The sequence below is a fragment of the Acetobacter ascendens genome (assembly GCF_001766235.1).
Lineage (GTDB): Bacteria > Pseudomonadota > Alphaproteobacteria > Acetobacterales > Acetobacteraceae > Acetobacter > Acetobacter ascendens.
The window spans coordinates 994,514-1,020,722 of record NZ_CP015164.1; the positions used below are offsets into that span (position 1 = coordinate 994,514).

A 26,209-nucleotide genomic window follows, 5' to 3' on the forward strand; every position below is an offset into this window, starting at 1 on the left:
TAAAAGAAATTTTCGTAAGCAATAAACGAACCCGATGCAGACAGAGTGTAGCGCAGGCGCGTATGAGTTTCCAGCCTCCTGTGGACGGCGTGTTGTGGCCCGTTTTGACGGGGGGCGCATGAGTTCGGATGGGGGCGTCATTCTGGTGAAGCAGGCTGATGACATTCTGGGGCTCAGCCGCCGCTTTGCTGCCTGTTTTCGCGATGAACGGCATCCCGGCTTTGTGGAATACCGGGTTGAAGACCTTGTCCGTCAGCGGATCATGGGCCTGGCACTGGGCTATGAAGATCTCAATGATCACGATGCCCTGCGGCATGACCTGATCTTTGGTCTGGCCTCGGGCCGTCTGTCAGGAGGCCGGGCAAACTGCGCAGCATTGGCTGGCAAATCTACACTGAACCGGTTGGAACGCAGTGGGCACAAGGCAGATCGTTACTGTCGGATCATTGCTGATCATGAGGCCCTGGCTACCCTGTTCGTCACGCTCTTCCTTGACCAGCATGAGCACGCCCCCTGAATTGCCCCGGGTTTTGTGGAGACGGAACGACCCGAGAGGTAAGAAGGATTCATGAGCAACAAATCGAAGCGTTTTCCACCTGAGTTTCGTGAACGTGCAGCCCGCATGGTTCTGGAGGAAGAGAAGAACCATCCATCACGCTGGTCTGCGGTGATGATGATCGCGCCAAAGCTGGATATTCATCCTGACACGCTGTCAAAATGGACCCGTCTGCATGAACGTGCCAATGCGCCTGCGGTGAGTGAGCTGCCTGATCGAGAGAAGATCAGGCAACTGGAGCGAGAGAACCGCGAATTGCGGCAGGCCAATGAAATCCTGCGCAAGGCGTCGGCATATTTTGCCCAAGCGGAACTCGACCGCATCTTCAAGCCATGACACGCTTCATTGAGGAGCATCGGCAGACATATGGTGTCGGGTCAATCTGCAGGGTTCTGTCGATTGCACCATCTGCCTATTATGCAACTGTTGCCAGACAGAAAAATCCGTGTGTGCGCAGCCAGAAAGACAAAGAGCTGTGCGATGACATCCGTAGAGTGTGGAATGATAATTTCTGCGTCTATGGAGCGCGCAAGGTCTGGCATCAGCTCAAACGTGAAGGCCTGGATGTCGCCCGCTGCACGGTAGAGCGGCTGATGCGCCGGATGGGGCTGAAAGGCGTCATTCGTGGCAAGGGGGTCAGAACCACACGGCCTGATCCGCAACGTCCGTGTCCGCAGGATCTGGTGCAGCGCCAGTTTCATGCTCCTGCCTCCAACAGACTGTGGGTTTCGGATTTTACTTACGTTTCCACATGGCAGGGCTTTGTTTATGTGGCCTTCATCATTGACGTCTTTGCACGGGTTATTGTGGGTTGGCGTGTCTCCTCAACGGCTCATACCGACTTCGTATTGGATGCCCTTGAGCAGGCTCTGTGCCAGAGGCAACCTGAGGGAAAAGTGACCCATCACTCAGACAGTCAGAAGATGGTCGCTAGCTTCCGGACGGTTTGTCTCACACTCCGATCGACCACGGTAGACTGGCACTGTGAGGTGCCCGGAACGGTTTGACCCGTATTCCGATCGACCGTTGTGTCTTTCCACGGACCTGTCGACTGTCCGGAAGCACCTCGCGGAAAGGCTATGCCTTGGCCATTGCCTGTGACCCGAGAAGGGCCTGACCTGATGAGGTCTCATGACTGTCCTGTCCATGCAGCGGACCTTGGCCTAGCCATCACGACAGAGAAGCGCGAGGAACCGTCATGGACAAAAACGAAGAAAGACTGCGTCAGGTTGTTGGCGGTGTCGACACCCACAAGGATCTGCATGTTGCAGCCATTGTTGACGAGCAGGACCATGTGATCGGCACACAGAGTTTCCCCACGACAAGACAGGGGTATCGGCAGATGCTGGCCTGGATGCGAGCCGCAGGTGATCTCGTGCGTGTGGGTGTTGAATCAACCGGCAGCTATGGTGCTGGCCTGTTGCGTTATCTTCAGGCTGCTGAGGTTGAAGTTCTGGAAGTCACGGCGCCGGATCGACATGATCGGCGTCGGCGTGGAAAGAATGATGATCTGGACGCCCAGAACGCAGCGCACGCCGCCTTTGCAGGCCAACGCACCGTTACACCACGACGCAGGGACGGCATGGTGGAAGCACTCCGGGTCTTGAGAGCGTGCCGCAAAACTGCCGTAAGTGCACGACGGATTTCCCTGCAGATGATCCAGAACACCATCATTGCGGCCCCAGATACCCTGCGTGAGCATCTTCGCTCCATGACCCGCATGCAGTTGATCCGCACTCTTGCTGCCTCCCGACCGGATCTCACGGCTTATCGCGATATCGAGGCAGCTTATCGGATCAGCCTGAAATCTCTTGCGCGTCGCTACCTTGAACTGCATGACGAAATTGGTGAACTGGATCTGATGATCAAGGCTATTGTTGAGGAACTGGCACCTGACCTCATTGCCAGAAATTCCATAGGCTATAATGGAGCAGCGCAACTTCTTCTGACGGCCGGCGACAATCCAGACCGCCTGAAATCAGAGGCCAGCTTCGCTGCCCTTTGCGGTGTCACGCCTGTTCCGGCGTCCTCTGGAAAAACAATTCGTCATCGTCTGAACCGAGGTGGTGATCGGGCGGCTAACAGCGCCCTGCATATCATCGCGATTAGACGCCTGCGAACAGATGAAAAAACACGCGCCTATGTTGCCAGGCGTGTGGCAGAAGGACATTCCAAACTTGAGGTTATCCGTATCCTCAAGCGCTATATCGCCCGTGAGGTCTACGGGATCATCATACGCCGACATCGGGACATCAACGCCACACGTTTTGCTACTTGACAAACAGAAGGGCGTCCGCGGCTGTCAATATGTGTCCATTCTCTACACGCAAAGACTGGCTGAAGCGGGGCTCGTTGCTTCTGTCGGCAGTGTTGGGGATTCCTATGATAACGCCTTGGCAGAGACCATTAACGGGCTCTACAAAACCGAACTCATCTATCGGCAGGGGTCATGGAAAAACAGGGAAACTGTTGAACTGGCAACACTTAAATGGGTCGACTGGTTCAATAATCGGCGGCTCCTGTCCTCCATTGGAAACATCCCGCCAGCAGAAGCTGAGGCACGCTTTTATGCACAACAGAAATCACATGCATTAGCCGCTTAAATCAGATAAAAAACGTCTCCACAAAACCCGGGGCAATTCAGAACGCTGCTTTCTGTCCCGGATAAAATCCTGTCCGGGGCAGAGGTGTGCTACTCATCAAGTTAAATGCCACCTGCGGCTCAAGTGATACGAAGAAATGGTATATGCCTGCTTTGGCAACCGCACGATTAGTCATCGAATGACCGGAACTAGGCGTAAGCGGAATGCCTGGATCTGTCCGCATGGTTGTCGGGACTTCTGCTTGATTGGCAGATTTATCATTATCTTCTGGCTTTCGACAAACCTCCCTTTTTCCGTGCGCCACCTACTTGCGATAAGTGGAATTATCGCAAGTAGGTGGGGGGGAAGGGGGGCGGATTTTCGAAAAAAGATGGAGTTTGAAGTTAATGGCCTTATAGAGTAAATCAAATAGAAGCTCACCGTTGAATATTGCACCATTACGAGACCGCTTATCTGTCTCATTTATCGTATCAATGGAGTTCAGATTTTCTTCGCAAGTTGGTTTCACGAGCAATAGGATTTGAGAGCATTTGCAGGATCTGTTCCATGTTCGCCGATAAGCTTGCTACCAATACGATCAGTACGTCGACTTATGACGGTTATCTTGTAACGGAAACCCACAATCCCGCCCTTCCTACTCGACGCGGAAATCTCACAGAAGGGTTGTACATCGGGTTAGATTATGAAAAAGTCTATTTTGTGTAAAAGAAATTTTCGTAAGCTATAAGAAAACCCGATGCAGACAGAGTGTAGCGCAGGCGCGTATGAATTTCCAGCCTCCTATGGACGGCGTGTTGTAGCCCGTTTTGACGGGGGTCGCATGAGTTCGGATGGCGGTGTCATCCTGGTAAAGCAGGTCGATGATAGTCTGGGGTTCAGTCGCCGTTTTGCTGCATGTTTTCGCGATGAGCGGCATCCTGCCTTTGTGGAATACCGGGTTGACGCGGAAATCTCACAGAAGGGTTGTACATCGGGTTAGATTATGAAAAAGTCTGTTTTGTACAAAATAATTTTTCATAAGCAATAAACGAACCCGATGCAGACAGAGTGTAGCGCAGGCGCGTATGAGTTTCCAGCCTCCTGTGGACGGCGTGTTGTGGCCCGTTTTGACGGGGGTCGCATGAGTTCGGATGGGGGCGTCATTCTGGTGAAGCAGGCTGATGACATTCTGGGTCTCAGCCGCCGCTTTGCTGCCTGTTTTCGCGATGAACGGCATCCCGGCTTTGTGGAATACCGGGTTGAAGACCTTGTCCGTCAGCGGATCATGGGCCTGGCACTGGGCTATGAAGACCTTAATGACCATGACGCTTTACGTCATGATCCTGTCATGGGTCTGGTATCGGGACGTCTGTCAGGAAGCCGGGCCAACTGTGCGGCACTGGCAGGAAAATCCACGCTGAACCGGTTGGAGCGCAGTGGGCAGCAGGCAGATCGTTACTGCCGCATCATTGCTGATCATGAGGCCCTGGCTACCCTGTTCGTGACGCTTTTCATGGACCAGCATGAGCGCGCACCCGCCCGGATCGTTCTGGATGTGGATGCCACCGATGACCGTATCCATGGCCATCAGGAAGGCCGGGCCTTTCATGGATATTACGGCCATAACTGCTATCTGCCGTTATACATCTTCTGCGGGGACCATCTCCTCAGCGCTACCCTGCGCACGGCAGACAGGGACCCGGGGAAGGAAGCACTGGCAGACATCCGCCGGATCGTGGAGCAGATCAGGAGCCGCTGGCCCCGGGTGCGTATCCTGGTGCGTGGGGACAGCGGTTTCGCCCGGGACAGTCTGATGACATGGTGCGAAGACAACCACGTTGACTTCCTGTTCGGGCTTGCAGGCAACACCCGCCTGTATGACCGGATTGCCTCTTTGTCCGCTGAGGTTCGTGACGAAGCCGCCACGACAGGCAGAGCTGCGCGCGGTTTCGCCTCCTTTGACTGGATCACAAAGGACAGCTGGACGCGCCGCAGGCGGGTCGTGGCCAAGGCCGAATGGCGCCACGGCAACCGCTATCATCGCTTTATTGTCACCACGCTACCGCAGGGAATGTCCGACCCCCGCCATCTCTACGAACAGATTTACTGCGCACGCGGGGATATGGAAAACCGCATCAAGGAATGCCAGATGGATCTGTTCTCAGACAGGACCTCGTCCCACACCATCCGGGCCAACCAGCTCCGGCTGTGGTTCTCGGCCGCAGCCTATGTCCTGCTGACCGCTCTGCAAAGACTGGCCCTTGGCCAGACCAGCCTGGAGACGGCGACCTGTGGCACCATACGCGCACGACTGCTCAAAATCGCGACACGTGTAACGCTCAGCGTCCGTCGGATTGTCCTGTCCATGCCGGACATGTTCCCCTGTCAGCATGAATTCGCCCTCGCTCATGCACGATTGCGAAGGCTCCGGCAGGCCATCTGAAGAAACAGACAGTGCACAGACCACATAGCTTCCACCAACACTGCCTTCTCAGGCCGTGACACCCTCACTGCGTTCAGAACCCGCCGCCAGAAGCAGAATATCGTCAATATTCCAGATCGGGCTCCTGTGGGATGGCTGAATTCTACAAAATGACCCGAAATTGCCTCAAGTGTGAGAAATCCGCGTCGAGGAAGAAACGCATGACAATCAGGCAGATGAATCTATCCTGCCCGAAGGCCATATGGGTGTGGATAGCCCGGTACCCGGCAATGTATGGCAACTGCCCGTAAACGTAGGAGATCACGTTACGGTAGGTGATACGGTGGCCATTATTGAATCCATGAAAACGGAAATGAAGATTTCCTCACCAGCCACCGGTGTTGTGACTGAAATTCTCTGCCGCAAAGGGCGTGAAGTGCGAGGCGGTGAACGCATTATGGTTGTTCGCACAAGCTGATTTTTATGCGCCCTAACGCTGATAGAACAGGAAAAAACATGACCGTGCCCAATATGTTGCAGATCACTTCGCTGCTTTCCGCCTATCGCGCCGGAACGCTTACACCTACCAACATGGTGCATGACGTTATTGCACGTATTGATGCCTATACCACCAAAGACCCAGCTGTATGGATCAGCCGGGTTTCAGCAGAGAAGCTTTTGGCCCGAGCTGCTGAACTGGAAAAAGAAACTGCCACTGACCTTCCGCTTTACGGCATTCCGTTTGCTGTAAAGGATAATATTAACGTTGCAGGCCTCCCCACAACTGCCGCCTGCCCAGCTTTTGCCTATTATCCCCAAGAAAGCGCTGAAGTTGTACAGCGTTTGGAAGCTGCAGGAGCTATTGTTATTGGCAAAACCAATCTTGACCAGTTTGCAACTGGTCTTGTTGGAATGCGCTCACCTTATGGCCAGCCACATTGTGTGTTTAACCCAGAATATGTCTCGGGCGGTTCAAGCTCCGGGTCTGCTGTAGCTGTTTCCGCGGGGCTGGTATCATTCGCGCTTGGCACAGATACAGCAGGTTCGGGCCGCGTGCCGGCTGCATTTAACAACATTGTCGGGCTTAAACCATCACGAGGCGCGCTTAGCACATACGGCCTTGTTCCTGCCTGTGAATCTCTTGACTGTATCTCAGTTTTTGCAGGCTCTACTGCTGATGCGTGGGAAGTTGAACACATTGCAGCTGCGCCCGATGCGCGTGCTCCCTATTCGCGCACGTTAGATGCTCGGCCATTGCCTCTCACAACCTTTCGTTTTGGAGTGCTGAAAAAAGAAGATCAGTTTTTTGATGGAAACACAGCAAACGCAGCGCTCTATGCTCGTGCTATCCATCTACTTGAACAGATTGGCGGTACGCCCGTTGAGCTGGATTTTGCTCCGCTAAAAGAAACTGCAGCTCTACTCTATAGCGGCCCCTTTGTGGTGGAAAGATTAGCCGCAATAAAGGATTTTTATAGTAATCATCGTCAGGATATGGATCCAACAGTTGGTTCTATTATTGACGGTGCCAAAAATTATACAGCCACAGATGTATTCGAAGGCATTTATCGCCAGCACAGCCTCCAGCAAGTGGCACAACGTATGTGGGCTGATTTTGACATCATGCTGTTGCCAACTGCACCGCGCATTGTCACAAAACAGGAGGTTATGGAGCAACCCATCGCAGCAAACAGTTTGCTTGGGGCCTATACCAATTTTGTAAATCTACTTGATATGGCTGCCTGTGCCGTACCAGCCGGTTTTGCGCCAGATGGCCTTCCTTTTGGGGTGACATTTATTGCCCCTGCCTTCACTGATAAAGATTTGGCAGCATTGGCTGGGCGTTTTCATAATGCGTTAGATGAGGCTATTGGGGCTGCACGCACTGATAAACTAGCATCGAAAGCAGATGATAATACACCCCCGCATGGTCGTGTGCTTCTGGCTGTAGTTGGGGCGCATTTAAAAGGCTTTCCCCTGCACTGGCAGCTTGAGCAGGAACACGCTGTTTTACGGAGCACTACGCGCACAGCTCCAGATTACCGCCTGTTTGCCTTACCCAATGCCACACCCCCCAAACCGGGCCTTGTGCGAGAGCAAGGCTTTAAGGGTAATGGGCTGGAAGTGGAGGTTTATGAACTTGATGCCGCAGGTTTTGGGCGCTTTGTAGCCTCTGTTCCGCAACCCATGTCCATTGGTCGGATTACGTTAGAGGATGGACAAGAAGTTTGCGGCTTCCTTTGCAGTGAAGCTGTGGCACGTAGTGGTGCTGATATTACGGAAACAGGTGGTTGGCGGTATTATATGCAAACGCGTTAAACAACGCTTAGGGCCTGTTAGATCTTGAATTTCTTCCCATATTGTAGGGATGGAAGAAGGAGACAGAACAGGCACCTTTACGGACGAGACATGGGCGATCTGGGAACCTCTGATTGAGGCGGTTCGCCCAAGGGGCAAGACGCCGCCCCATGATCTGCGGCGTACGATAGCAGCAATTTTCTGGCGTCATGAGAATGGCGCGAAATGGCGGAGCATCCCCGCTGAACTGGGTCCATGGTGGCGAGCGGCGCAGCTTTTCATCCGCTGGGCGAAGCTGGGTGTGTGGGAACGCCTGCTCGCACTGGTTCAGGAACAACAGGGAGTAGCACTCGGCATGACTTTTCTGGATGGCACGAATATCAGAGCTCACCACAAGGCGGCGGGAGCCCCAAAAAAGGGGGCTCTTTTGAAGAGCGAGACCATCGTGAAGCACTTGGCCGCTCTCGCGGCGGCTATGGCACAAAAGTCTGCGTGATAGCAGACGGGCATGGAAAGGCTGTTGGTTTTGCCCTGGCGCCCGGCCAGGCCCATGAACTGCCGCTGGCTCCAGATATGCTCGATAGCCTTCCCGCCATTCCTTTGTGGGTGGTGGCGGACAAGGGCTATGCCTCGGACGCCTTCCGTGAACGTATCTGGGACATGGGAGCCCGACCGGCCATTCCCGCAAAACGACGCGATGCGCCGGTTGCCTGCCCCAGATGGGTCTATCGGTGTCGGCACCTGGTCGAGAACCTCTGGGCCCGTCTCAAGGAGTGGCGTGCTGTTGCAACCAGATACGAGAAAACCGCAGCGTCGTTCCTGGCCGTCATACACATCGCTGCAGCCGCAGACTGGATCAAGTGCTAACAGGCCCTAGCTGCTCTTTACCGTTTCCCGCCGTATAACGCTATGCTTGCGCCCTTAGGCATCTGCCCGCCCGATCTTGGATAGGGTGGGTAGATGTAAGCGCAATCGCATACAAATCTCCAAAAAACTACGGTAATTCAAATTATTGTAGGGTCATTGTTATCTCGATCGACAGATCTTTATGATCCTGTTGCCCCTCAAGAGAAATGGAGAGTTCTCCCAATGACTACCCTTGCTTTGGTTGATGCCGAACAACGCGACATGATCGCTTCGTTTCCATCCTTCGATCCTGAACAGGATGATCTGATGGAATTCCGCCGTGGCCTCGTTGAAGGCACAACAACTCTTCTAAACTCTGGATCGGTTAAATATGAGGAACGATTGATCCTCGGTCCTGTTTCAGCCCCAGATGTTCGCGTTCTCTTATTTCAACCACCCAAAACCAAGAGAACGAGATCTGCCATTCTCTATATTCATGGTGGCGGTATGATTGCTGGTACACCTGATATGCAGGCCGGTATGTTTAACCGACTGGCCTTAAAAACAAACACCCTGATTGTCTCTGTTGATTATCGGCTTGCACCGGAAACGCCTTTTCCTGGTGGCTTGGAAGACGTTTATGCTGCCCTTGTATGGTTACATGAGTGTGCAAAAGAACTGGGAGTGGATCCCGATCGTATCATGATTATGGGTGACAGTGGTGGAGGTTGCTTAGCTGCGGCTACAGCTCTTCTGGCGCGTGATCGCGGTAAGGCAAAATTGCATGCCCAAGTTTTAATTTACCCAATGCTTGATCTGCGCACAGGTGGGCCAGATGCCCTTTCCGATGATCCTACAACAGGGGAATTTGTATGGACACGCGCTCAGAACCAACACGCTTGGTCCGCCGTGCGCGGAGGATTGACAGTGGATGATCCACGATTTGCCTATTTGTCACCTGCTTTCATGCATGATCTCTCTGGGTTGCCGGAAACATTCATGATTACGGGTGCTTTGGATCTGTTTCGCGATGAAGATATAACTTTTGCGCAGCGCCTATGGAAAGCCGCGGTCCCGACAGAACTTGTCGTCTATGCAAATGCGGTGCACGCTTTTGACCTGTTGCCTTCCGCCCTTGGTGAACGTGTCCGTCATGATGTGTTAGAAGCAGTGCGTCGGCTACTGTAACGCGCATGTGTCTGTTCACATCGAAAAAATCTGAAGCCCTCAGTTACGGCGTGTCGTCAGTTAAGCCCTGAGAGTGGCACGTGAGGGTTGTACTTTGTGTCTGCGTGTGCTGACTGTTTTCCCGTTTTTTTGGGGAGACAGACAGATGCGGCGCTATAGTTTACGCGATGACCAGTGGGAGCGGATAAAGGATCTTCTTCCTGGTCGAGAAGGCTATGTCGGCGGCACTGCGGTGAACAACCGTCTGTTCGTGGAGGCGGTGCTGTATCGCTATCGCGCGGGTATTCCATGGCGCGACCTTCCTGCCCGTTTCGGTGACTGGAAAAACGTGCACCGGCGTCTGCGCCACTGGTGTGAAAGCGGCGTCATCGAACGGATATTTCGTTATCTGGCCGCTGATTACGACAACGAATACATGATGATCGACAGCACAATTGTCCGAGCGCATCAGCATAGTGCCGGAGCTCTCAAAAAAGGGGCACGGATCAGGCCATCGGACGATCACGAGGCGGGCTAACTACAAAGATCCATGCCATCTGCGACGCTCTGGGCAATCCAGTGGAACTCGGCATCACACCGGGACAGGATGCCGATATCACCCAGGCAGAACCACTTCTGGAAAACATCGAACCGGATGCTTTCCTTGCTGACAAGGCGTATGACGCGGACAGGTTGATCGATCGGCTGATACAGCGCGGGATTACCCCGGTCATCCCGCCAAAACGCAACAGAACGACACGACGGAAAACCGATTTTTCTCTCTACCGCGAACGGAACCTTGTTGAGAGGTTCTTCAATAAACTCAAGCAGTTTCGCGCTATCGCAACCCGCTACGATAAACTGAAATCGACCTTCCTCGCAGCCGTACAGTTCGCCTCAATCATCATCCTGCTTAACTGACGACACGCCGTAGAGCTACTTTCTTAGAGCCCTTTTGGAAATTCGCTATGATAGGTTTTCAAGAGGTTTTGAGCGTGATTCAAAGGCAGGATGTGGACGCCAGCACAACGAGGCCGCATGGCCGGAATTACACGCAAGACGAAACGCTATCCGTCTGATCTGACAGATGAGGAATGGGAGCGCATAGCGCCTCTGATGCCCCCTGCGAACCGGCGTGGTCGGAAACGGACAACCGATTTCCGTGAGATCATCAATGCTCTGCGCTATCTCGTGCGCTCAGGCTGCGGTTGGGAGATGCTTCCGGTTCATTTTGGCCCATGGCAAACGGTTTACTGGTGGTTCCGCAGGCTGATGCGCCGTTTCCTGTTCCAGACCATTCATGATGTCTGTCTGATGCTCGATCGTGAAGCGACAGGACGCGAAACCAGTCCATCGGGTGGTGTCATTGATAGCCAGAGTATCAAGGCACCCCACGCAAAGACACGTGGTTATGACGCAGGCAAGAAGATCGTCGGTCGGAAACGTCACATCGCAGTTGATACGGATGGCCGCCTTCTCCTGGTCCAGCTGACAACAGCCGATATTTCGGACAGTGCAGGAGGACAGATGATCCTTGATGCCATTCGTAAACGCTGGCCTTGGGTGAAGCACCTGTTTGCCGATGGAGCCTATGACTGCCTCCAGTTGATGGATAAGGCCACTTTTCTCGACTTCACAGTCGAGATCATCCGGCGGTCAGAGACAGCAAAAGGGTTTGAAATCCTGCCGCGTCGGTGGGTTGTGGAACGGACCTTCGGTTGGATGATCCGCTGGCGTCGCCTTGTGAAGGACTACGAACAGCGGATCGACGTCGCAGAGGCCATGATCCACATCGCCATGGGAAGCCTCATGCTACGCCGAAACGCTCATCCGTCAATTTCCAAAAGGGCTCTTAACCTGCGGGCCTTCTAGCCTGCTGCTTTTGGGGAATGGCACCAGAATTCTGGCACTTAAAGCGGACCCAACCAAAAGATAAGAGGGTTCGCCCAATATATTACCCTGCATGTCAGCTAAAAGCTGACCACCCTATCAAGCACCCGCATTCTACCATCACTTGCAAATCTGTTACCAATTACACACACTCCTCTTTCTCATGAAACAAGAATAACTTTGTCATAATACGATAGATAGTTGTGTTATTGAGCGCATGAATATGGAAGATAGAAGGGAATTTTCGGTGGATACAGAGCATAAACAGATTTCTGAAGACACCGATCAACCCTTGCCTACCGAAACACCATCTCTGCAAATTGCACTGCAAGAAGCCGTAAATGCAAGCCTTTGGGAAAACAGTGTTCCCATTCTTGAAGAGCTTGCCTTCGACAACAAAACCGATATCGAATATCCCGTTGTTGACATTACCATCAGCAGCGAGCCCCCGTTTCTTACGCCGCGTTCATGGAAGTTGCAGCAGGTAAGGCCCCAAGAACTGCGCGTGTTGAATGACCGTGACATCACACTTGATGGAGCCTTGCTCTCTGCCCAAACCGAAGCATCCAAAGCAGTAGTAACAGTGACTGCGTGTGCTGGAGAGCTGGAGCTAACCAAAACCACCCGTGATGTGCGCGTATTGGCTCGTAATGAATGGGGAGGCCTGTGTGGCATTCCTGATATTCTTGCCGCATTTGTTTTACCGAATGATCCTGCTGTTGCTCGCATTTTACGCACGGCATCCGATATTTTGCGGCAGGCAGGGCAAACCCACTCGCTGGAAGGATATCAAGGCGATAAAGCCAGAGTATGGGCACAAGCACAGGCAATCTGGTGTGCCATTTGTGGGCTGAACATCACCTATATCAATCCACCAGCATCGTTTGTGGAATATGGACAACGCATCCGCCTGCCCTCTCAGGTCTATGAAGAACGGCTGGCAACCTGTTTGGATACCACCGTTCTATTTGCAGCTTGCCTTGAGGCCATTGGTCTGCGCCCCTTGATTGTTCTTACCAAAGGGCATGCCTTTGCAGGTTTCTGGCTTTCCCTGCAGGATGCTGGCGCATCTGTTGTTCAAGATTTGCCGGGTATACGCAACCGCCTGAAGCTTGATGATCTGCGCGTTTTTGAAACAACGCTGGTAACAGCTACCCGCAAACCCAGCTTTGCAACAGCTTGTGAGCGCGGAGAAGCTAATCTGCGTGATATCGGCGATGAGGATGAGGACTCATTCCGCGAAATTATTGATGTGCATCGCGCTCGTCTGCGCCGCATTCGTCCTCTTTCCACTCCGGGTTCTCGCGCAGATACTGATCTCGATGAAACCTCGGATGACACTTCCGAGCAGCCGCTCTTTGAAGCCCCACCAGATCTGCGTGAGGAACGCGAGGAAGAACAGCTACCAGATCGCCCGGCTGATCGTGTTCAGCGCTGGTGCAATCGTCTTCTTGATATGTCGGCACGTAACCGCTTGCTCAATTTGCCAAAGTCTGACCGCCAGCAGATTGAGATAAATTGCCCAGAGCCTGCCAAACTGGAGGATATGCTGGCAGACATGCGCGCAGGCGGTAACGCTAAGCCTTTGCGCTTTATTTCTGCACCAGATCTGATGGATGAGGATGATCCTCGCAACAAAGCCCTTCATCAAAGCCGCTATCAGGAGGATGCCGCACGTGCCTATGCTATAGAGGCTCTTGCACGGCGCGAAATTGTTGTACCGCGCAAGAAAGAAAATCTTCAGAACGCTCTTATCGAGATTTATCGCCAAGCTAGATCAGCCGAGCAGGAAGGTGGAGGGTTCTAAAAACCCCCTGGTTTTGAGGTCTTCTGTATGATTCTATTTCTTCTGCGTTGATTGAGGGAATGGCGATATGAAGCAGTCTGGTTTCTTTGATGTTGAAGAGCGTCTTGCCCGGCTGAGTGGGCTTGGCGATCAGCTCGAAGCGTTTTCCCGGACTGTGGATTTTGAAGCGTTCCGTCCTGATCTGGACAAGGCCCTGGCGTATTCCGATGGAAGCAAGGGCGGACGACCGCCATTTGATCCTGTGCTGATGTTCAAGATCCTGGTGATCCAGACGCTCAACAATTTGTCTGATGAGCGGACGGAATATCTGATCAACGATCGCCTCTCCTTTATGCGTTTCCTTGGGCTGGGACTTTCAGATCGGGTGCCGGATGCCAAAACGGTCTGGCTGTGTCAAAAGCGTCTGACCCAGGCGGGTGCGATCGACGCGGATTTCTCACACTTGAGGCAATTTCAGGTCATTTTGTAGAGTTCAGTCATCCCACAGGAGCCCGATCTGGAATATTGACGATATTCTGCTTCTGGCGGCGGGTTCTGAACGCAGTGAGGGTGTCACGGCCTGAGAAGGCAGTGTTGGTGGAAGCTATGTGGTCTGTGCGCGGTCTGTTTCTTCAGATGGCCTGCCGGAGCCTTCGCAATCGTGCATGAGCGAGGGCGAATTCATGCTGACAGGGGAACATGTCCGGCATGGACAGGACAATCCGACGGACGCTGAGCGTGACACGTGTCGCGATTTTGAGCAGTCGTGCGCGTATGGTGCCACAGGTCGCCGTCTCCAGGCTGGTCTGGCCAAGGGCCAGTCTTTGCAGAGCGGTCAGCAGGACATAGGCTGCGGCCGAGAACCACAGCCGGAGCTGGTTGGCCCGGATGGTGTGGGACGAGGTCCTGTCTGAGAACAGATCCATCTGGCATTCCTTGATGCGGTTTTCCATATCCCCGCGTGCGCAGTAAATCTGTTCGTAGAGATGGCGGGGGTCGGACATTCCCTGCGGTAGCGTGGTGACAATGAAGCGATGATAGCGGTTGCCGTGGCGCCATTCGGCCTTGGCCACGACCCGCCTGCGGCGCGTCCAGCTGTCCTTTGTGATCCAGTCAAAGGAGGCAAAGCCGCGCGCCGCTTTGCCTGTCGTGGCGGCTTCGTCACGAACCTCAGCGGACAAAGAGGCAATCCGGTCATACAGGCGGGTGTTGCCTGCAAGCCCAAACAGGAAGTCAACGTGGTTGTCTTCGCACCATGTCATCAGACTGTCCCGGGCGAAACCGCTGTCCCCACGCACCAGGATACGCACCCGGGGCCAGCGGCTCCTGATCTGCTCCACGATCCGGCGGATGTCTGCCAGTGCTTCCTTCCCCGGGTCCCTGTCTGCCGTGCGCAGGGTAGCGCTGAGGAGATGGTCCCCGCAGAAGACATACAGGGGAAGATAGCAGTTATGGCCGTAATATCCATGAAAGGCCCGGCCTTCCTGATGGCCATGGATACGGTCATCGGTGGCATCCACATCCAGAACGATCCGGGCGGGTGCGCGCTCATGCTGGTCCATGAAAAGCGTCACGAACAGGGTAGCCAGGGCCTCATGATCAGCAATGATGCGGCAGTAACGATCTGCCTGCTGCCCACTGCGCTCTAGCCGGTTCAGCGTGGATTTTCCTGCCAGTGCCACACAGTTGGCCCGGCTTCCTGACAGACGTCCCGATACCAGACCCATGACAGGATCATGACGTAAAGCGTCATGGTCATTAAGGTCTTCATAGCCCAGTGCCAGGCCCATGATCCACTGACGGACAAGGTCTTCAACCCGGTATTCCACAAAGGCAGGATGCCGCTCATCGCGAAAACATGCAGCAAAACGGCGACTGAACCCCAGACTATCATCGACCTGCTTTACCAGGATGACACCGCCATCCGAACTCATGCGACCCCCGTCAAAACGGGCTACAACACGCCGTCCACAGGAGGCTGGAAATTCATACGCGCCTGCGCTACACTCTGTCTGCATCGGGTTTTCTTATAGCTTACGAAAATTTCTTTTGTGCAAAACAGACTTTTTCATAATCTAACCCGATGTACAACCCTTCTGTGAGATTTCCGCGTCGATGGGCTGTTCAACCGCTTTGATGCGACCCTGCGTAACGCCGGTTATCTCCCGATGTCCGGCCAGATCCTGGATGCAACACTGGTGGCTGCTCCAAAGCAGCGCAATACGAACGCTGAGAAAGCGGATCTCCGGGCAGGACGTATTCCTGAAGACTGGCAGGACAAACCCGCAAAGCTGTCGCACAAGGATCGTCATGCGCGCTGGACACTGAAGTTCACGAAGGCGAAGCGGCAGGATGATGGAACCATGCCATCCAGCGATCTCGCCATCCCGTTCTTTGGCTATAAATCGCATGTTTCCATCGATCGGAAATACCGGTTCATCCGCAAATGGAAAACAACGCATGCCGCTGCCAGTGATGGCGCGCGATTGAGAGAGGGGCTTCTGGATAAAACCAATATGGCCTCAAGTGTCTGGGCCGACACGGCCTATCGCTCAAAAGACAACGAAGACTTCATGGAAAAGCAGGGCTTTGTCTCCAAGGTTCATCGCAAAAAGCCGCATCTCAAGCCTATGCCCCGGCATATCCAGAAATCAAATGCTGGAAAGTCGGTCATCCGCTCGCGTGTCGAGCATGTCTTTGCCGATCAGAAGTCACAGACGGGGCTGTTTGTCCGGACTGTCGGTATCAGTCGAGCCACCATGAGGATCGGGCTCGCCAATATCGTCTACAATATGCGCCGCCTCCTCTTCCTCGAAAGATTGAACGCGAGCGCATAGCCATCCAGCGAGAGACAACTCCCAATCCGCTCAAAACGCAGACTGGACGCCATCGCAAAAACCGTCAATCAAATCGCCAAAACCCAGAAATTACCGGCCAAGCACATCAATCAAGGGTTCTTCGATCCCTCCAGGTGGCACAAACGTGCTCTTTCTGACCATAGGAGCCTTAGCATGGACACCAGAGGACAAGAGCAAACCTTACCTTGCGCCGCTAATCCTTGTGCCGGTTATTCTAGAGCGCGCCAGCATCAAATCGCCCTTTACGCTGCGTGCGCATAGCGATGAAACTCGCATAAACACGACTCTGCTGGAAATGCTGCGCGCGGATTATGATATCCGCATCCCCCTACTAGAGCATGAAAACCTTCCCGAAGACGGTTCTGGACTGGATGTGCCAAAAATTATTGAAGCATTTCGGCTTCATCTGCGCCACATTCCGGGTTGGGAAATCCGTGAACATGTTAGCCTGACAACATTAAGTTTTTCAAAATTCTTAATGTGGAAAGACCTTCTTGAACGGCGGGACAAGCTCGCCACCAACGATGTTGCTAGCCGCCTGTTAAATGGTATCAAAGAGACTGAACAAGATGGCGCAACACCATCTGCTGTGTTTGATGCTTCTCAGGATCTTGATACAGCATTGGCCCAAGCTGATCTTGTCTGCCCGATGGAAGCTGATTCATCACAACTCAAAGCTGTGGCACGCGCCGCTGCGGGCGAAAACTTTGTGCTGATTGGGCCACCCGGAACAGGTAAAAGCCAGACAATTGGCAACATCATTGCCAATACCCTTGCGCAAGGCCGTACCGTATTATTCGTGGCCGAAAAACGCACTGCACTGGAAGTTGTGCGTAATCGGCTGGAAAAGCTAGGTATTGCCGAATTCTGTCTGGATCTGTTCTCGCCAAAAGCCAGTAAAATGGGCGTGCTCCAACAATTTCAGACAGCCCAAGCCGCATTGGAAGATTTTCAGCAGGAAGAATACGCACACACAAAACAGACACTTGATGCGTTGCGCCTTGAGCTAAATGCTTATGTTCACGCGCTTCATGCCCCTCGCCGAAATGGCTGGACGCCATATCGGGGCATTGGCATGACTTTGCGTGCGCAAGAAGAAAAAATCGTACGCATTCCCCTTGTATGGGCCAATGCTGATACGCATTCAAAAACAGATTACGACACTCTCGTGCAGGCAGCCGAAGACCTCGCCACGCTGTATACTCGTATTGGCGATATTGTTGTGTCACCCCAATTGGCTGGGCTTGGGCAGACAGAATGGTCTCCGTTATGGGAGGCTCGGTGGCTGGATACAGTCAATGCAACATTGTCTGCCTTAGGAGAGCTCCGCAACGCAGTAGATGATATGGGTAAAGCGCTTGCATTAGGGACCGATGATTTATCATTTGTGCGCCTTGGCCAGATTGATGCGCTATGTGCACATTTATTACAGCCGCATGCTGCTGGCTGGGCGTTTGGAGATACCGCGCAGGACATTTGCAACCAAGTGCTTGCAGAAAAAGAACGTATTGCCCAACATCGCGCTTTGACTGAAGACCTGAATACCCGCTGGAAAGAAAGTGCTGGCATACTTCCTGTGTCTGACATTCTTGCTGAATGGCGCACGGCAAAGGAAAAATGGCTGATAGCGCGTTCCATGGGGCAAAAAGCCATCCGCAAGCGGTTGAACGAGCATGCCATAGCCATGCCAGAAGATTGCGAAAGCGATCTGGAAAAGCTGGTGGAACGCCAGACCATTGCCAGCAAGTTGGAGGAAGCTCCGCACAAGGCACATATTGGTGGCTTATGGCGTGGACTTGATACGGATTTCGATCAGATAAATCTTGTTTTTGAATGGGGCCAACAAGCCAGAAGTCACCTTGGCGAGTGTATGGCGGATACTGCTGCCCTTCTCTCGGCTCGTACTCACCTCAAAACCTTATTGACCGAAGGGCAAGATCTGCTAGCACCGGGAGGCAGCGTTCATACTGCGCTGACACAGTATCGGGCTGCCTTTTCAACACTGGAAGTAGCCTTGAAAACGCTTGCCGAGTGCAGTGCTAGTAATATCAGCGCTTTGGTAAGCCCCAAGGCTCCAGATTGGCTGCGCGAAACCAACAAAAAACTACAAAACTGGAAAAATTCTGCGCGTGAATTGCGAGATTGGTGCGCGTGGCAACGTGCCTGCCACCATGCAGCACAACTGGGCTTAACGCCTTTGGTAACTGCAATTGAGCAAGGCCTGGTTGCGCAGGAAGATGTTCTTTCTGTTTTTGAAGCAAATTATGCCCGTTGGTGGACCATGCATGCCGTAAGCGATTCCGCCCTGTTAAGCGGTTTTGTGGCAGCAACGCATGAAGGCCGTATCCTGCGTTTTCGTGAGCTTGATGAAAAACTGAAGAACCTTGCGATACGGTTGATACGTGCACGCTTGGCAGGAAAAATTCCGGGGGAAACCGAACGGCAGCACGACCCCGAATATAAAATATTAACCCGCGAAATTGCAAAAAAAACGCGCCACCTTCCGGTACGCCAATTGGCTGAGAAAATGCCCAGTGCCCTACGGACTTTAACGCCTTGCCTGATGATGAGCCCTCTTTCAGTGGCTCAATATCTGCCAGCAGATGCAGAACCTTTCGATCTGGTGATTTTTGATGAAGCCTCCCAGATTGCAACATGGGATGCCATTGGCGCTATTGGCCGGGGGAAACAGGTTATTGTTGTAGGAGACCCCAAGCAGCTTCCGCCAACCGATTTTTTTGTAGCCGGCAAAGCGGCTGACGATATTGCAACATCTGATGAAATAACTGACCTTGATTCCATTCTCGATGAATGTCTTGGAGCAGGCATTCCTGCCATTAGTCTGGAATGGCATTATCGAAGCCGGCATGAAAGCCTGATCGCCTTTTCTAACCAGACATATTATGGCGGCAACCTTGTTACCTTCCCCTCACCTGTCACGTCCGATCAGGCTGTATCGTTCCGTTTCGTGCCCAAAGGTGTTTACGAACCCGGACGCAACGGGTCCCACACCAACCCTATAGAAGCACGTATGGTGGTTGCGGAAGCTATAAAAATCATACGTGATGGGCGCGAACGCTCGGTTGGTATCGTCACCTTTAATGGTGAGCAGCAAAAACTGATTGTTGATTTGCTAGAAGCGGAAGTTCGCAAAGATCCAAGTCTTGAAAGATTTACGGGTGATGCCGCGCCAGAGCCTCTGCTTGTAAAAAATCTAGAAAATATTCAGGGTGAAGAGCGTGATGTCATGTTATTCTCCTTAACTTATGGTCCTGATATTACAGGCAAGATTTCCATGAACTTCGGCCCCCTTAACCGGGAGGGCGGTGAACGACGGCTGAATGTTGCCATCACCCGTGCCAGAGAGCAGTTGATTGTGTTCGGTTCACTCCGTGGAGATCAAATTGCCATTGAGCGAACACGTGCCGCAGGTGTGCGTGATTTGCGCCGCTTCCTGCTATTTGCTGAACGTGGCGCAACCGCACTGGCAGGCGCACATGAAGGGTCCGTGGGCGGTTATGACAGCATATTTGAAGTTGAAGTTGCCACCATGCTGCGCGCCAAGGGATGGAACGTTACAACGCAAATTGGCGTATCTGGATTCCGTATTGATCTGGGCGTGATAGACCCTGATCTGCCCACCACATTTTTGGCCGGTATTGAATGTGACGGGACAACTTATCACCGCAGTGCTACTGCCCGTGATCGGGATAGACTGCGGCAAGCTGTGCTCGAAAACCTTGGCTGGAACATCCTCCGTATCTGGTCCACAGACTGGTGGACCAATGCACCGCGTGAAGTGGAACGGATTGACCACGCCTTGAATGGTTTTTTGGAAGAAACCCGCAAAAAACGTGCTGAACAAGCAGAACACGATGCGGCAATGGCGGCTACGAGCCATAACGAAATTTCCCCCGATATAGAGGATATTTCAGATCACCCTCTCGACGCGCAGCAGGCAGAACCAACCCCGGAAACAGCACCACCAGAAGCGCTAGCAATATCTGCACCACCAGCAGAACCTCTTTATGCCAAAGCACCTACTGAGGATGTTGTATCTCCTACTCAAAAACCGGTTATTGATCCCTCCCGTTTTAATCAAGAAGATTATCTTCCAACCTTAACACAACTCATTCGTCAGATTGTGGATGAGGCAGGTGTTATGCGTGAAGACGTGCTAATTCAGACACTCTCGCGTGATCATGGCTTCGCACGGGTGGGCAGAGAAATACGCGAGCGCATTCAAAGCGCTGTTCCTGCATCACTTGGCCGCACCGAGGAAAGTGTTGGTGCTTTCCTGTGGTCAGAGCGCCTTCCTGTGACTTCACGCTTGCCTTTGGCTTCGTGCACTTCAGAAAAAAACGTAGATCCAGCCAAGGTGCCCCTGCCTGCTCTTGTTGACCTTGCCTGCCGCGCTATTGCGATTGACTGCCCTGATGATGAAGCCATTACGCGTATGCGTGATGCCTGCGGTATGAGCCGAATGGGGCAAGCAACGCGCGCACGCTTTGCTGAAGCTTTGCAAGAAGCACGTCAGATGAATGGTAATCAAAGTGAGGTATTATTCTAAAATATCAGCACCTTACGCAGCTACCATTGGGTAGCTGTGCTGCAGGATATACGGCAGTTATTGAAAGATACTGGATCAGGCCCCATCATCCCCAATACTGCCGGGCTTGCGCACCATTCAAACTAGATTACTCATATCAGTATCAGTTGCCGATATGGGCATTATCAAGCTTATCGCCGCGGCCAAATAGCTTGTTGCGCAATGTTCCCGGCTGGTAAGCTGTTTTATAGCGGCCTCGTTTCTGAAGTTCAGGAATAATAAGGTCTACAATGTCCTCAAACGTTTCGGGGGCTACTGCATAGGCAAGATTGAACCCATCAATGCCTGTTTCTTCCATCCACGCTTCCATCTGGTCAGCAATTTCGGTAGGGCTGCCAACAATTGTAACCCCCATGCCCCCGATTGCCGCGTGCCGCGCCAGTTCACCCACTGTCCATATCTTGTCTGGGTTAAGTATAGTCAGAGAATCAATGGCGGAATTAATAGCATCATTTCGCACGTGCCTTATGGGGGCATCAAGTTCGTACTGCGAAAAATCAACGCCAGTCCATCCCGACAAAAGTGTTAATGCTCCTTCCAAACTGATATACCGTTTATAATCTTCATATTTTTCCCATGCGGCCTTTCGCGTTGGTGCCGTGATAATAGTTAACAAAGAGAAAATAAGTGGATCTTCTGCGCGGCGCCCTTGAAGTCTGGCTTGGTTGCGTATGCTGGCAACCGTTTTGCCAACAATTTGCTGAGATGGCCCTGCAATAAAAACACATTCTGCATGGGCTCCGGCAAACTGTTGCCCTCGTTTAGAGGCCCCAGCCTGAAATAGCACAGGCGTGCGTTAAGGTGATGGTTCTGACAAATGAATGGCATCTACTGTGAAATATTTACCATCATGGCGCACCGGATGCACTCTAGGGCCTGTTAGCACTTGATCCAGTCTGCGGCTGCAGCGATGTGTATGACGGCCAGGAACGACGCTGCGGTTTTCTCGTATCTGGTTGCAACAGCACGCCACTCCTTGAGACGGGCCCAGAGGTTCTCGACCAGGTGCCGACACCGATAGACCCATCTGGGGCAGGCAACCGGCGCATCGCGTCGTTTTGCGGGAATGGCCGGTCGGGCTCCCATGTCCCAGATACGTTCACGGAAGGCGTCCGAGGCATAGCCCTTGTCCGCCACCACCCACAAAGGAATGGCGGGAAGGCTATCGAGCATATCTGGAGCCAGCGGCAGTTCATGGGCCTGGCCGGGCGCCAGGGCAAAACCAACAGCCTTTCCATGCCCGTCTGCTATCACGCAGACTTTTGTGCCATAGCCGCCGCGAGAGCGGCCAAGTGCTTCACGATGGTCTCGCTCTTCAAAAGAGCCCCCTTTTTTGGGGCTCCCGCCGCCTTGTGGTGAGCTCTGATATTCGTGCCATCCAGAAAAGTCATGCCGAGTGCTACTCCCTGTTGTTCCTGAACCAGTGCGAGCAGGCGTTCCCACACACCCAGCTTCGCCCAGCGGATGAAAAGCTGCGCCGCTCGCCACCATGGACCCAGTTCAGCGGGGATGCTCCGCCATTTCGCGCCATTCTCATGACGCCAGAAAATTGCTGCTATCGTACGCCGCAGATCATGGGGCGGCGTCTTGCCCCTTGGGCGAACCGCCTCAATCAGAGGTTCCCAGATCGCCCCATGTCTCGTCCGTAAAGGTGCCTGTTCTGTCTCCTTCTTTCATCCCTACAATATGGGAAGAAATTCAAGATCTAACAGGCCCTAGCGTTTGTCTTACACAACCATCTTCTAACACAAGTCCTTCAAGTGGCTTTGCCAGCTTCCGGCACTCGTCTGTTATAACTGCAACAAACAGTCCTTCTTTACCACCAAAGCGCTCATATATGTTGCGTCGTGATCCCCCTACTTTTTGGATCACCATGTCCATGGAAGTGGCTTCATAACCATGTTCAAGGAAAAGGTTTGTGGCAGAATCCTTTAGCTTTTTCAGCCGTTCAGCCCCCTTGGGACGTAACCTTTTTTCTGATGATACAGAATATTGGGGGCTAGAAGACATCATAAACAAAAACCACTCCTTCACATTTTAGATATGGTATTATACCGTACCTAAAATGCAATAGATAAATTGCTTATCTGCCACCTATAGCCATTCGTAATGTATGGGCTTTCATGCACCCGCCCCTTTTAAATTTCATAGATTTCAAAACATTATTATATATTCGCCTTATATCATAATATTTTTAATTACATCTGGTGATATATGCGGCAATGGTCTTCATCTGCCGCTGCTGCAAATATATAGAGCAACTTGTCAAATGGTCGCAGAATGATAATAATACACCATGGTACACGATACATTCATCACCAATATTCCCAAAGCGGAACTACATCTACATATCGAAGGAAGCCTAGAGCCGGAGCTGATGTTCCGACTAGCTAAGCGCAACCGGATATCAATTCCTTTCCAATCTGTTGAAGATGTCAAAAAGGCTTATAATTTTAACAATCTTCAGGATTTTCTAGATATCTATTATGCTGGCGCTTCTGTTTTGCAAACTGCAGAAGATTTTCATGATCTGGCCACTGCCTATTTTGCACGTGCCGCAGCAGATGGCGTGACCCATACAGAAATCTTTTTTGATCCGCAAACGCACACAACACGGGGCATTCCCTTTGATGTGGTGATGGAAGGCCTACTATCTGGAATTGCAGAAGCAAAGGCCCAACATGGCATAAGCGTTCTGCTTATTATGTGCTTCTTGCGTCATCTGGACGAAGACTCTGCGTTTGCAACCTTTAAGTCAGCAGAAAAATGGATCCCTCATATCTCTGGCGTTGGCCTTGATTCATCTGAACTAGGCCACCCTCCTTCAAAATTTGCACGTGTTTTTGCCGCTGCTGGAAGTGCCGGCCTCATGCGAGTTGCACATGCGGGAGAGGAAGGTCCGCCATCTTATGTGGTGGAAGCCTTGGACTTGCTGAATATTAATCGTCTTGATCATGGTAATCGTGCATTGGAAGATGCCGCCCTAACGGCACGTCTGGCCCGAGAAGCGATGACACTAACGGTCTGCCCTTTGTCTAATCTGAAACTGTGCGTTGTAGATAATCTGAATAACCACCCAGTAAACCGCATGCTGGATGCTGGATTGCGTGTCACCATCAATTCAGATGATCCTGCGTATTTTGGTGGATATATAAACGATAACTTCCGAGCATTAGTGGCCGCAGGAAAAGTGTCGCGCGAAGACATTATCACTCTGGCCCGAAATAGTTTTCTGGGCTCGTTTCTGAAGGATGAGGATCTCGCAACACAAATTGAGGCACTCAACACTTTTGTTGCAGCACACACTGTAAGCCACTGAAATAAACAAAAAGACAAGCCGGAAAATACCTTTTCGTTCACAACGGTTATCGGCAGGTATTTTCCGGCATAAAAGGCTATTTTATATTCAGTCTCAACTGGCATTGGGTAATCCCCCCATTTTTAGTGGGGTGCTGAATGAGAATTCAGGCAGCTGTTTTTAGTTTCTGGGCGGGGGGTAGCCCGCTGTTCCCCATGTTGGGTCTGTCATGGTTATATGTCCAGAGCCATTGTGTTGCGACCTCCTGCACGTCCTGAATGCTTTCAAACAGATACTGCTCCAGCCATTCCTGCCGGACAGTTCTGTTGTAGCGTTCAATATAGGCGTTCTGCTGCGGATTACCCGGTTGCGTATAGATCAGGGTAATCCCCTGTTTTTCGGCCCATGAAACCAGCGTATGACTGACATATTCAGGGCCATTATCCATTCGGATGGCTTCTGGCCTGCCACGCCACTCCATAACCTGTTCCAGACAGCGGACAACCCGACAGGCTGGCAGGGAAAAATCAACCTCGATCGCCAGTCCTTCACGATTGAAGTCATCCAGAATGTTCAGGAGCCGAAAAGCACGTCCATCCATCAGCCTGTCCGCCATAAAATCCATGGACCAGACCCTGTTGGGAAGGGCCGGAACCGACAGCTTTTCTGGCTTTTCGCGAACCAGACGCTTGCGGGGTTTAATCCGCAGGTTGAGTTCCTGTTCCCGATAGATCCGATAAACCCGCTTATGATTCCAGAGCTGTCCCTGCACATTGCGCAGATACAGGAAACACAGACCAAATCCCCATCTCCTGTGAGCCTGGGTCAGTCCCACCAGAAGAGCGGCAATCCTGTCGTTCTCCGCTGCCAGTCGCGGACGATAGCGAAAGCAGGCCTCGGATATCCCAAAAATCCGACAGGCCAGCGCAATGCTGACCCCATGATGCGCCACAGCTTGTGCGGCCAGTTCCCGGCGCTGGGCTGGCCGCTTCATTTTTTTCCAAGGGCTTCCTTCAGGATATCCGTCTGCATGCTCAAATCCGCATACATGCGCTTCAGCCGACGGTTCTCCTCTTCCAAAGCCTTCATCTGACTGATCATCGAAGCATCCATGCCGCCATATTTCGCGCGCCACCGGTAAAACGTGGCGTTGCTAATCCCATGCTCCCGGCACAGGTCAGGAACCGGGACACCGCCCTCAGCCTGGCGGATCACACCCATGATCTGGGCGTCAGTAAAGCGATCACTCTTCATCAGAATCTCCTCAATTCTTACGCTGAGAAAATTCTCATTCAAAAGCCACTCTTTTTATGGGGGGATTACCATTGCACAAATTTGATATCAGCATTTCATCCTATTCTGTAATTCTGCTTTGCTCTTATCAAAAGATAAGTTACAAACTGCCTCACCAAAAACCACGATGGCCCCGCGCGAGCGGGTTAATAGGGAACACCGTCAGCATCTGGTCTTATCGTTTTTTTCAGATGCCTAGTCGGGGCTGCTCCCGCAACTGTAAGCGGTAGCCGCTGGTTCGTTCACGGATAACGTGAACCACTGTCTCCAAATGGAGATGGGAAGGTAGAGCCAAGCGGTTCTGATCCGCAAGCCAGGAGACCTGCCATCGTTCAGCCACCATACCGTCGGGCGGGATGTACCGAAGGTGGGGGAAGTTACTATGTCCAACTGCCTTACCTCGTATGCTGCAATATCTTCTACAGTCTGGTGCTTTGCCAGTTATCTGTGCAGGATAGTGTAAATAAACCCCTTTTTCCCCTGTCAGTACATCTATTCCAAAAGAGCATCATTTAGTGATGCGGCTTTGGATGACATTTGTCTGCTGATACGTACAGAACGGCAAGCATTATCAATTCTTATTGCCTTACTCTTTCGTTTCCAG

At 52.4% G+C, this 26,209-nt stretch carries 12 protein-coding genes, 10 pseudogenes, 1 riboswitch and 1 other annotated feature; of the genes and pseudogenes, 17 read left to right on the top strand and 5 right to left on the bottom strand.

The features are described 5' to 3' along the window. Positions 1-34: 34 nt before the first annotated feature. The 14 genes and pseudogenes from A4S02_RS04795 to A4S02_RS04875 all read left to right on the top strand — a co-directional run. Positions 35-514: pseudogene (locus A4S02_RS04795) on the top strand (transposase); the annotation flags it as partial. 54 nt (positions 515-568) lie between these two features. Continuing rightward, positions 569-1,497: pseudogene (locus A4S02_RS16030) on the top strand (IS3 family transposase); the annotation flags it as partial. Next, positions 847-963: a sequence feature (AL1L pseudoknot), on the top strand. Its footprint overlaps the pseudogene before it by 117 nt. Before the next feature lie 257 nt (positions 1,498-1,754). After that, the gene (locus A4S02_RS04810) at positions 1,755-2,834 is read left to right on the top strand and encodes an IS110 family RNA-guided transposase (protein WP_070323115.1); all 1,080 of its coding nucleotides are present in this window, start codon (positions 1,755-1,757) and stop codon (positions 2,832-2,834) included. Between the two features lie 16 nt (positions 2,835-2,850). Further along, positions 2,851-3,159 (top strand): annotated as a pseudogene (locus tag A4S02_RS04815) (integrase core domain-containing protein); the annotation flags it as partial. Positions 3,160-3,895: 736 nt separating this feature from the next. Then, positions 3,896-4,120, top strand: a pseudogene (locus A4S02_RS04820) (transposase); the annotation flags it as partial. A gap of 75 nt (positions 4,121-4,195) precedes the next feature. Beyond that, entirely contained in the window at positions 4,196-5,581 is a 1,386-nt protein-coding gene (locus A4S02_RS04825; protein ID WP_070322584.1) for an IS1380 family transposase, read from the top strand. Positions 5,582-5,768: 187 nt separating this feature from the next. Next, positions 5,769-6,038 (top strand): annotated as a pseudogene (locus A4S02_RS04830) (acetyl-CoA carboxylase biotin carboxyl carrier protein subunit); the annotation flags it as partial. Positions 6,039-6,076: 38 nt separating this feature from the next. Further along, the gene (gene atzF / locus A4S02_RS04835) at positions 6,077-7,879 is read left to right on the top strand and encodes an allophanate hydrolase (protein ID WP_070323118.1); all 1,803 of its coding nucleotides are present in this window, start codon (positions 6,077-6,079) and stop codon (positions 7,877-7,879) included. A gap of 49 nt (positions 7,880-7,928) precedes the next feature. Beyond that, a protein-coding gene (locus tag A4S02_RS14835; RefSeq protein ID WP_198912025.1) for an IS5 family transposase occupies positions 7,929-8,725 on the top strand; the annotation gives its coding sequence in 2 pieces (ribosomal slippage) (positions 7,929-8,268 and positions 8,268-8,725; 798 coding nt in all). A gap of 222 nt (positions 8,726-8,947) precedes the next feature. Then, positions 8,948-9,892: an alpha/beta hydrolase gene (locus tag A4S02_RS04850; RefSeq protein ID WP_070323119.1), complete on the top strand. Its 945-nt coding sequence runs from the start codon at positions 8,948-8,950 to the stop codon at positions 9,890-9,892. 145 nt (positions 9,893-10,037) lie between these two features. Next, positions 10,038-10,792 (top strand): IS5 family transposase gene (locus A4S02_RS14840; protein ID WP_099046878.1). Its coding sequence is split into 2 segments (ribosomal slippage): positions 10,038-10,377 and positions 10,377-10,792, totalling 756 coding nucleotides; the frame shifts between segments, so codons are not numbered across the junction. A gap of 90 nt (positions 10,793-10,882) precedes the next feature. Further along, positions 10,883-11,743, top strand: coding sequence for an IS5-like element IS12528 family transposase (locus A4S02_RS04865; protein WP_082246756.1), 861 nt, complete (start codon positions 10,883-10,885; stop codon positions 11,741-11,743). Between the two features lie 241 nt (positions 11,744-11,984). After that, positions 11,985-13,568, top strand: a complete 1,584-nt coding sequence (locus A4S02_RS04870) for a DUF4011 domain-containing protein (RefSeq protein ID WP_228142455.1) — start codon at positions 11,985-11,987, stop codon at positions 13,566-13,568. Between the two features lie 67 nt (positions 13,569-13,635). After that, positions 13,636-13,983 (top strand): annotated as a pseudogene (locus A4S02_RS04875) (transposase); the annotation flags it as partial. Positions 13,984-14,179: 196 nt separating this feature from the next. Here the strand turns inward: A4S02_RS04875 and A4S02_RS04880 are convergent. Continuing rightward, positions 14,180-15,565 (bottom strand): IS1380 family transposase, encoded by a 1,386-nt coding sequence (locus A4S02_RS04880; protein WP_070323124.1) that lies wholly within the window; start codon positions 15,563-15,565, stop codon positions 14,180-14,182. 93 nt (positions 15,566-15,658) lie between these two features. Here A4S02_RS04880 and A4S02_RS04885 point away from each other — a divergent pair. Then, positions 15,659-16,384 (top strand): annotated as a pseudogene (locus tag A4S02_RS04885) (transposase); the annotation flags it as partial. 130 nt (positions 16,385-16,514) lie between these two features. Further along, a pseudogene (locus tag A4S02_RS04890) lies at positions 16,515-20,975 on the top strand (DUF3320 domain-containing protein); the annotation flags it as partial. A 142-nt stretch (positions 20,976-21,117) separates the two neighbouring features. On the opposite strand, the pseudogene A4S02_RS04895 reads toward A4S02_RS04890, so the two are convergent. The 3 genes and pseudogenes from A4S02_RS04895 to A4S02_RS04910 all read right to left on the bottom strand — a co-directional run. Next, a pseudogene (locus A4S02_RS04895) lies at positions 21,118-21,888 on the bottom strand (LLM class flavin-dependent oxidoreductase); the annotation flags it as partial. Positions 21,889-21,893: 5 nt separating this feature from the next. Beyond that, positions 21,894-22,691: pseudogene (locus A4S02_RS14845) on the bottom strand (IS5 family transposase). Between the two features lie 21 nt (positions 22,692-22,712). After that, positions 22,713-23,027, bottom strand: a complete 315-nt coding sequence (locus tag A4S02_RS04910) for a TetR/AcrR family transcriptional regulator (protein ID WP_070323127.1) — start codon at positions 23,025-23,027, stop codon at positions 22,713-22,715. A gap of 283 nt (positions 23,028-23,310) precedes the next feature. Here A4S02_RS04910 and A4S02_RS04915 point away from each other — a divergent pair, with 283 nt between their 5' ends. Beyond that, positions 23,311-24,333 (top strand): adenosine deaminase, encoded by a 1,023-nt coding sequence (locus tag A4S02_RS04915; RefSeq protein ID WP_070323128.1) that lies wholly within the window; start codon positions 23,311-23,313, stop codon positions 24,331-24,333. 145 nt (positions 24,334-24,478) lie between these two features. Here the strand turns inward: A4S02_RS04915 and A4S02_RS04920 are convergent. Further along, a protein-coding gene (locus tag A4S02_RS04920) for an IS3 family transposase (RefSeq protein WP_099046879.1) occupies positions 24,479-25,566 on the bottom strand; the annotation gives its coding sequence in 2 pieces (ribosomal slippage) (positions 24,479-25,305 and positions 25,305-25,566; 1,089 coding nt in all). Between the two features lie 150 nt (positions 25,567-25,716). Continuing rightward, a riboswitch (cobalamin riboswitch) is annotated at positions 25,717-25,949 on the top strand. Positions 25,950-26,209: the final 260 nt, after the last annotated feature.

Coding starts and splice junctions, on each gene's coding strand:
- A4S02_RS04880 (WP_070323124.1), bottom strand. CDS start 15,565: ATGCAGACAGAGTGTAGCGCAGGCGCGTATGAATTTCCAGCCTCCTGT.
- A4S02_RS04810 (WP_070323115.1), top strand. CDS start 1,755: ATGGACAAAAACGAAGAAAGACTGCGTCAGGTTGTTGGCGGTGTCGAC.
- A4S02_RS04915 (WP_070323128.1), top strand. CDS start 23,311: ATGGTACACGATACATTCATCACCAATATTCCCAAAGCGGAACTACAT.
- A4S02_RS04865 (WP_082246756.1), top strand. CDS start 10,883: ATGTGGACGCCAGCACAACGAGGCCGCATGGCCGGAATTACACGCAAG.
- A4S02_RS04870 (WP_228142455.1), top strand. CDS start 11,985: ATGGAAGATAGAAGGGAATTTTCGGTGGATACAGAGCATAAACAGATT.
- A4S02_RS04910 (WP_070323127.1), bottom strand. CDS start 23,027: ATGATGTCTTCTAGCCCCCAATATTCTGTATCATCAGAAAAAAGGTTA.
- atzF (WP_070323118.1), top strand. CDS start 6,077: ATGACCGTGCCCAATATGTTGCAGATCACTTCGCTGCTTTCCGCCTAT.
- A4S02_RS04825 (WP_070322584.1), top strand. CDS start 4,196: ATGCAGACAGAGTGTAGCGCAGGCGCGTATGAGTTTCCAGCCTCCTGT.
- A4S02_RS04850 (WP_070323119.1), top strand. CDS start 8,948: ATGACTACCCTTGCTTTGGTTGATGCCGAACAACGCGACATGATCGCT.